Genomic DNA, 7,162 nt, shown 5'->3' with positions numbered 1-7,162 from the left:
AGTGCGGTGAGTTCGGTGGCGAGGGTGTCGGCGCCGGGGGCGTCGGGTCCGCGGCGGCTGGTGAGGACGAGGTGACGCGCGCCGTGCTTCGTCACGAGATGACGGGCGAGGAGGCTGCCGAGCGCACCGGTGCCTCCGGTGATCAGCACCGTGCCCTCAGGGTCGAACAGCCCTGCTCCCGGGCCTGCTTCGGCGCCCGCGGCCGCTCCGGCGGCTCCGGCCGCCCCTGCCGCGCGGTCACGCTCGGCGCGGGCCAGGGTAGGAGCGAACAACTGTCCGTTCCGTACGGCCACTTCGCCGCGTCCGACGGCCACCACGGCCGGCAGCGACTCCGCCTCCGCCGCCCAGTCGTCGCCGAGCCCGCCCACGGCTCCGTCGGTGTCCGGCGCCGGCGGGAGGTCCACCAGGGTGAACCGGCCCTCGGTCTCCTGCTGCGCGGTCCGCAGCAGACCCCACACCGTCGACACGCCCGGTGAGGTCACCCGGGGATCCGGGCCCGCCGCGACGGCGCCGCACGTGACCATGAGGAGCCTGGTGTCGGCGAGCCGATCGTCGGACAGCCACTCCTGCACCACGGCGAGCGCGTCGACCGCGGCGGCGTCGGCGGTGGCGAGCACGTCGTCGCCGTCCTCCCGCCAGGGCAGCACGACCACCGACGGCACCGGTCCGCCCGCGTCCAGCGCGGCCCGCAGCCCCGCCAGGTCCGCGTGCCGGGCCCGGATGCCGAGCCGGTCGGCCACCGCGTCGCCGTCCTTGCCGAGCGTCGCCCAGGAGGCGGCAGGCGCGTCCGGATCCGCCGGCCGCTCCGCCGGAACCTGCCGCCAGCGCAGCACGTAGAGCGGGTCGAGGGAGCCCGCCGAGGCCTCGGCGAGCGCGCTCGGGTCCACGGCGCGCAGGGCCAGTTCGGCCACCTCGGCCACCGGCGCGCCGGTCGCGTCCGCCAGCGTCAGGGCCGCCGTGTCCGTACCCGTCCTGCGCAGCCGCACCCGCAGCGCCCGGGCACCCTCGGCGTACGCGGAGATCCCGGACCAGCTGAACGGCACCCGCAGCGGCGCCTCCGGGTCGGCAACCAGCAGCGCGTGCAGCGCGGCGTCGAGCAGCGCGGGATGCAGCACGTGACCGGCGTTGCCGGTGCCGGTGTCATGGCCCTCGCCGGCGTCGTCCGGCAGGGCGACCTCGGCGTACAGATCGTCGCCGTCCCGCCACAGGCCCGTGAGGCCCTGGAACAGCGGCCCGTACGCGTACCCGCGGGCGGCGAGGGCGTCGTACGCGCCCGTGAGGTCGACCGGCTCGCCGGCCGGCGGCCAGGAGAGGTGCTCCGCGGAGGCGCCCTCGGACGCACCGGCGGCGAGGGAACCGGTCGCGTGCCGGATCCAGTCCGCCCCGTCCCCGGCCCCGGCGGTCTCCTCGCCGCCGTCCGCCGCGCGCGAGTGCACGGCCAGCGGCCTGCGGCCGGCCCCGTCGGGCGCGCCGACCCGCAGCTGGAGGTCGACGGCGCCCGACTCGGGCAGCACCAGCGGGGCCTCCAGGGTCAGGTCGTCGACCGACCCGGCCGCGGCGAGGTCCGCCGCGTGCAGCGCCAGGTCGACCAGGGCCGCGCCGGGCAGCAGGACCGCCCCGCCGACGGCGTGCTCCTCCAGCCACGGGTGGCTGCGCCGGGACAGCCGCCCGGTCAGCACGAACCCGTCGTCGTCGGCGAGCCGGACCGCGGTGTCCAGCAGCGCGTGCCCGGATCCGGCGCCGCCCGGCCGCTCCGCGCGGCGGGTGAGCCAGTAGTGGTCCTGCCGGAAGGGGTAGGTCGGCAGGTCCTCGGGATGCGCCGGCGTGCGGTCCGGCCGCCAGTTCGTGGGGGAGAGCCCGCCGACGTGCAGCCGGGCCAGGGCAGCGCCGAACGTGGCCGCCTCGTCCCCGCCGCGGCGCAGGGCCGGGGCGAGCACGGCGGGACCGGACAGCGACTGCCGCGCGAGGGCCGTCAGGATCGCGTCCGGGCCGAGCTCGACGTACCGCACGACGCCGCGCTCCTCCAGGACCCGGACGTGGTCGGTGAAGCGGACCGTGTCGCGGATGTGCGCCGTCCAGTAGGCGGCGGTCGTCGGGTCGCCGCTCATGACGAGCGGCACCGACGGCTGCCGGAAGCGGATCCCCGCGACGGCCTCCTCGAACTCACGGAGCATCGGCTCCATGAGCGGCGAGTGGAAGGCGTGGCTGACCTTGAGCCGGGTGGTGCGCCGGCCGAGCGCGGCGAACGCGTCGCGGACCGCGAGCGCGTCCTCCTCGGCGCCTGAGACCACGGTGGAGTCCGGGCCGTTGAGCGCGGCGACGGACAGCCGCGGCGTGAGGTGCGGCAGCACCTCCTCCTCGGTGGCCTGGACGGCGATCATCGCGCCGCCGGCCGGCAGCGCCTGCATCAGCCGGCCGCGGACGGTGACGAGCCGTGCCGCGTCGTCCAGGTCGAGGACGCCGGCGACGTGCGCGGCGGCGATCTCGCCGATGGAGTGGCCCGCCAGCTGGTCGGGGACGACGCCCCGGTGCTCCAGCGCCCGGTAGAGCGCGGTCTGCAGGGCGAACAGGGCCGGCTGGGTGTACTCGGTGCGGTTCAGGAGCTCCGCGTCCTCGCCCCACATCACGTCCCGCAGCGGCCGGTCGAGGTGCCGGTCGAGCGCTGCGAGCGCCTCGTCGAACGCGGCGGCGAACACCGGGTCGGCGGCGTGGAGTTCGCGTCCCATGCCGATCCGCTGGCTGCCCTGGCCGGTGAACAGGAACGCGGTGCCACCGGCGAGCGCGGTGCCTGCGGTCAGGCCCGGGGCCTCGGCGCCTTCGGCGAGGGCGGCCAGGGCGGTGAGCAGCGCGTCCCGGTCGCCGGCCGCGTCGACGACGGCGCGGTGGTCGAAGCGGGTGCGGGCGGCGAGCGAGGCCGCGACCTGCCGCATCGGCACCTCGGGGTGTCCGGTGGCGTACGCGTGGAGCAGGCGGGCCTGGTCCTTCAGGCCCTCGGCGGTCTTCGCCGACAACAGCCAGGGCAGGTCGGGAAGTTCCGTCCGCTCGGTGGCGGCGGTCTCCTCCGGTGCCTGCTCGATGATCACGTGGGCGTTGGTGCCGCTGATGCCGAAGGAGGAGACGCCCGCGCGGCGCGGCTCCCGGTCGGCCGGCTGCCAGGGCCGGTTCTCGGTGAGCAGCCGCACGGTGCCGTCGGACCAGTCGACGTGATCCGTCGGGTCCTGCGCGTGCAGGGTCCGGGGCAGCACCCCGTTCCGCATCGCCATGATCATCTTGATGACGCCGCCGACCCCGGCGGCGGCCTGCGAGTGACCGATGTTCGACTTCAACGAACCCAGCCAGAGCGGGTGTTCGGCGTCGCGCTCGCTTCCGTACGTGTTGATGAGCGCCTGCGCCTCGATCGGGTCGCCCAGGCGGGTGCCCGTGCCGTGCGCCTCGACCGCGTCGACCTGGGCGGCTGTCAGACGGGCGTTGGCGAGGGCCTGGCGGATCACCCGCTCCTGCGACGGCCCGTTGGGCGCGGTCAGGCCGTTGCTCGCGCCGTCCTGGTTCGTCGCCGTACCCCGGACGACCGCGAGCACCTGGTGCCCGTTGCGGCGCGCGTCGGACAGCCGCTCGAGGAGCAGCAGACCGACGCCCTCGCTCCAGCCGGTGCCGTCGGCGTCACGGGAGAACGACTTGCAGCGGCCGTCGGACGACAGCCCGCGCTGCCGGCTGAACTCCACGAACGTGCCCGGCGTCGACATCACCGTCGCGCCGCCCGCCAGGGCGAGCGAGCACTCGCCCTGCCGCAGCGACTGCGCCGCCAGGTGCAGCGCCACCAGCGACGACGAGCACGCCGTGTCCACGGTGATCGCCGGACCCTCGAGGCCGTAGGTGTAGGCGATGCGGCCCGACACCACGCTCCCGAGCGTGCCCGTCAGGAGGATGCCCTCGAGCTCCTGCGGCATGTGCTGCACGTGCGGCGCGTAGTCGTGGTACATCGTGCCCGCGAACACGCCCGTGTCACTGCCCCGCACCTCGCCGGGGTCGATGCCGGCCCGCTCGAAGGTCTCCCACGCCGTCTCCAGCAGCAGTCGCTGCTGCGGGTCCATGGCCGTCGCCTCGCGCGGGCTGATGCCGAAGAACTCGGCGTCGAACTCGCCCGCACGGTAGAGGAAGCCGCCCTGGTCCGTGGTGGACCTGCCGACCGCCTCCGGGTCCGGGTCGTACAGGTTCTCCAGGTCCCAGCCGCGGTCCTCGGGGAACGGCCCGATCGCGTCCGTACCCTCGCTCACCAGCCGCCACAGGTCCTCGGGCGAGGCCACCCCGCCCGGGAAACGGCAGGCCATGCCGACGATCGCGATCGGCTCGTACGCGTCCTCCGGCCCGCTCCCGGTCGCGGCCCGCGCCGCCGGGACGAGCGCGGAACCGGCCGGAGCGCCCGGTGCCCCCGACGAGGTGAGCCGCTCCCGCAGGTGCGCCACCAGCGCCTGCGGCGACGGATAGTCGAAGACCAGGGTGGCCGAAAGCCGCAGCCCCGTCACCGCGTTGATCCGGTTGCGCAGTTCCACCGCGCTCAGCGAGTCGAAGCCGAGGTCCTTGAACCCGGTGGTGACGTCGACGGCCGACGCCGACGCGTGACCGAGCACCGCCGCCGCCTGCTCCCGCACCAGCTCCGTGATCCTGCGCTGCTGTCCGGCCTCGTCGAGACCGGCGAGCTCCGCGGCGAGACCGCCGCCGGCGGCCGGCGCCGCGGCGGCGACCCGGCGCAGCGGCGCGCGGACCAGGCCCCGCAGCAGCGGCGGCACGCCGTCGGCCGCGGCCCGCGACCGCACCGCAGCCAGATCGAGCCGCGCGGGCACGAGCAGCGGCTCGGGACGGCCGAAGGCCGCGTCGAACAGGGCCAGGCCCTCGGCCTCCGTCATCGCCACCACTCCGGACCGGGCCATGCGGGCCAGGTCGGAGCCGCCGAGCTTCTCGCCCATGCCGCCCTCGCCCCACAGGCCCCAGGCCAGCGCGGTCGCCGGAAGGCCGAGCGCGTGGCGGTGGTGGGCGAGGGCGTCGAGGAAGGTGTTCGCGGCGGCGTAGTTCGCCTGCCCGGCCGCGCCGATCAGACCCGACACCGAGGAGTAGACGACGAACGCGGCCAGGTCCAGGTCCGCGGTCAGCTCGTGGAGGTGGAACGCGGCCTCCGCCTTCGGGCGCACCACGGTGTCGAGCCGCTCCGCCGTCAGCGCGGTCACCACGCCGTCGTCGAGGACACCGGCCGTGTGCACGACCGCGGTCAGCGGACGGTCGGCGGGCACCGAAGCGACCAGCGCGGCGAGCGCCTCCCGGTCGGCGGTGTCGCAGGCCACGACCCGCGCCTCGGCACCCGACTCGGCCAGCCGGGCGACCAGTTCGTCCGCACCGGGCGCCTCGGGGCCTCGGCGGCTGGTGAGCAGCAGATGCCGTACGCCGTGCCGGACGACCAGGTGCTCGGCGAGCAGCCGGCCGAGCCGGCCGAAGGCGCCGGTGATCAGGACGGTGCCGTCGGCGGCGAGGGGCGAGGAGGCGGAGGAGGGAGAGGCGGGAGAGGAGGACTCGGGGGAGCCGGCGGAGGCGGTCGGCACGTCCTCCTCGACCCGGGCCAGCCGGGGCACGCGGATCTCGCCCGTGCGGACCGCGCTCTGCGGCTCCCCGGACGCGACCACGGTCTCCAGCCGCTGCCAGGACTCCGCCGCTCCGTCGACGTCGACGAGCGCGAAACGGCCCGGGTACTCGGACTGCACCGAACGCAGCAGGCCCCACAGCGGTGCGGCGACCAGTCCACGCGCCGTCACCTCGGGAGCCGCGCCCTCGGCGGCGGCCTCCGCGGTGGTGCCCACGGCGTCCCGCGTGACGACCAGCATCCGGGTGTCCGCGAGCCGCTCGTCGTCCAGCAGCGCCTGCACCGTCGCCAGGGCCTCGTGGGCGGCGCCGCGGGCCTCGGCCGGCGGGAAGGGAGCGCCGGAGCCGGCCGGCGCGGCCGCGTGCACGACGAGCCCGGGCACGGTCGCCGTTCCGGCGTCCAGCGCCGTCCGCAGCGCGTCCAGCGACGCGTACGTCTCCGCGCCGAGCGCGGCGGCGAGTTCCCCGGCCTCCGGCGAGGCGCCGAGCACCACCCGGTGCTCGCGGTCCTCACGGTCGTCACGGCCCTCGGCACCGGCGGCCACGGACGGCTGCCAGGCGACCGTGAACAGCGGCTGACGGCGGGCACCGTCCGCGAGCCGGCCGGCCTCCACCCGGCGCAGCACCAGCGACTCGACGACAGCGACCGGCGCGCCCGCCGGATCGTCCAGACGCAGCGTGACGCCGCCGTCGGCGGACGGCGTCGCGTGCACCCGCAGCCGGGTCGCACCCGTCGAGTACAGGGTCACGCCGCCGAAGCCGAACGGCAGCAGGCCCTCGGCCCCGTCGACCAGCGGATGCAGCGCGGCGTCGAGGAGGGCCGGGTGGAGGGTGTGCCCGGTGGTGTCGACGCCCTCGGGGAGCTCGATCTCGGCGAAGAAGTCGTCGCCGTCGCGCCAGAGCGCGGTCAGCCCCTGGAAGGCGGGCCCGTACGAGTATCCGTGCGCGTCGAGCCGCTCGTACGTCCCCGTGAGATCGGCCCGCTCGCCCGGCGGCGGCCACGCGATCGGCTCGGGAGCCGGAGCGGCGTCCGTGAGCGTGCCCGAGGCGTGCCGGGTCCACGGCTCCGACTCGTCCGCGCGCGAATGCACGGTGATCGCCCGGCGGCCCGCCGGGTCCGCCGCCTCCACCGTCACCTGGAGGGTGACCGCGGTGTCCGCGCTCAGGGCGAGCGGGGACTCCAGGGTCAGCTCCTCCACCGTACGCACCTGTGCGAGACCGGCCGCGTGGAGCGCGAGGTCCGTGAAGGCGGTGCCGGGCAGGAGCGCGGTGCCGGAGATGGTGTGGTCGGCGAGCCAGGGGTGGGTGCGCAGCGAGATCCGGCCGGTGAGGACCAGCTGGTCGCTGTCCGCGAGCGTCACCACCGCACCGAGCAGCGCGTGGTCCGTGGCGGTGAGCCCGGCGGCCGTGACGTCCGTTCCGCCCCGCCGCGACGAGAGCCAGTAGTGCTCGTGCTGGAAGGGGTAGGTGGGCAGGCCTTCGGGGATGCGGGTGGGGGCCGCGGGCTGCCAGGTGGTGGGGGTGTGGCCCGCGG

Annotated in this window: 1 protein-coding gene; it reads right to left on the bottom strand. The window is 76.3% G+C overall.

Annotated features, from left to right (window positions below; all coding sequences use genetic code 11):
* Positions 1-7,162, bottom strand: a 7,162-nt coding sequence (locus tag ACFY8W_RS37965; protein WP_391115744.1) for an SDR family NAD(P)-dependent oxidoreductase, incomplete at both ends; no start/stop codon positions are given.

The sequence above is a fragment of the Streptomyces sp. NPDC012637 genome (genome assembly GCF_042954805.1).
Lineage (GTDB): Bacteria > Actinomycetota > Actinomycetes > Streptomycetales > Streptomycetaceae > Streptomyces.
This window is presented reverse-complemented; position numbering and strand designations above follow the sequence as displayed.